The organism is Microbacterium sp. P5_B6 (assembly GCF_056400345.1).
The window spans coordinates 1-1,201 of record NZ_JBFULL010000074.1 but is presented as its reverse complement, the minus strand read 5'-3'; the positions used below and the strand labels follow the sequence as shown (position 1 = coordinate 1,201).

2 protein-coding genes are annotated in these 1,201 nt (G+C 61.8%); both read left to right on the top strand.

All coding sequences use genetic code 11. The annotated features are described in order from the left end of the window. Positions 1-91: 91 nt before the first annotated feature. The gene (locus tag AC1DP3_RS18290; protein WP_477295793.1) at positions 92-205 is read left to right on the top strand and encodes a hypothetical protein; all 114 of its coding nucleotides are present in this window, start codon (positions 92-94) and stop codon (positions 203-205) included. A gap of 167 nt (positions 206-372) precedes the next feature. Continuing rightward, entirely contained in the window at positions 373-774 is a 402-nt protein-coding gene (locus tag AC1DP3_RS18285) for a nuclear transport factor 2 family protein (protein WP_477295791.1), read from the top strand. Positions 775-1,201 lie beyond the last annotated feature (427 nt).

The window sequence follows — 1,201 nt, the reverse complement described above, 5'->3', positions numbered from 1 at the left end:
ACCTGCGCGAGGCATTCGCTTCGAAACTGCCGGCGTGGGTCGCGAGTACCATTCTCGCTCCAAGCTCGATGCGCTCCGGCAAGCCGTCGAGATGGGAGACCTCATCGTGTGTGTCGCGGATGTGCTCCTCGCAGAAGATGGCGCCGAGGCGCATCGACGCCTCGAATCCAGCGGTTCGCGCGGACGGATCGTTCTGAAATGGTGACGGAATTCCCCCCCAGCCGAATGACACTTCCTGGCTATATCCGACCGCGGAGCTATCGAATGGCCCAGCGCATCCCGGTCCCGGCCATTCCCGGCCGAGATCTTCGAACGCGGATTTCCCGCATAACCGCCGAATACCGTCGGCAACAACTAAAGGAGAACCACCGCATGGCCACGCAGACTGAAAGCCAGAATGTGAAAACCATCCCCACCGCCGAGTACGCCGAGGTCAAGGCCGCGATGGCCGGATACCTCGAAGGTCTCGAGACTGGCAGCTTCGACCGCATCAAGGACTCCTTCTGGGACGACGCGACGATGCACGGCTTCACCGCAGCCGGCCTGACCGAGGGCTCATACAAGAACCTCGACCCGTACGTCGCTCAGTTTGGCGCAGCCCCGGCGTCCGTCACGCACCTCGATGTCCTGGCCATCACTCCCAGCTCCGCCGTCGTGCGCATTGACATGGAGAACGCGGCCGACGGCACCGACTACACCGACTTCCACACCCTCCTCAAGCAGGACGGCACATGGAAAGTCATCGCCAAGGTCTTCCACCAGTACGGGATCTGACAGATAGGGAGGACTCGCCGGCCATCCTGCGCCGGCGAGTCCTTCTTCTGACTCTTGCGGACCTGTTCAGTCCGCTGACGCCACCGCGCCGGTCCACTCTTGTACTGATCGCCACCGTGGAGGTCGTCACGACGATCGCAGAAAGGGTCCACGACCTGGAGACAGTACTCAGCCTCAGGCCCGTCAATCGCCTCTGCAGATATTCGGTGACTGTTCTGATCAGTCGGAATCCGATATGCGCCGGCCCGTCGTCGGCGGGTCAGGCCTGTCTGGAAGCCGGAGTGCCCAATTCTTTTCAATGGCGCTCGACCCGCGCTTGGCAGGACGGTAATACCGTACTATCATAAGCTCAGGAACAGACGTGAAGGGATCCGCGATGGMGCGAACACCGACCGCATTCCCGATTGCCTCCGGGAGACTCAGGTCC

Bases quoted from the DNA above. Each gene is read 5' to 3' on its own strand.
- AC1DP3_RS18290 (WP_477295793.1), top strand. From the start codon at position 92: ATGGGAGACCTCATCGTGTGTGTCGCGGATGTGCTCCTCGCAGAAGAT.
- AC1DP3_RS18285 (WP_477295791.1), top strand. From the start codon at position 373: ATGGCCACGCAGACTGAAAGCCAGAATGTGAAAACCATCCCCACCGCC.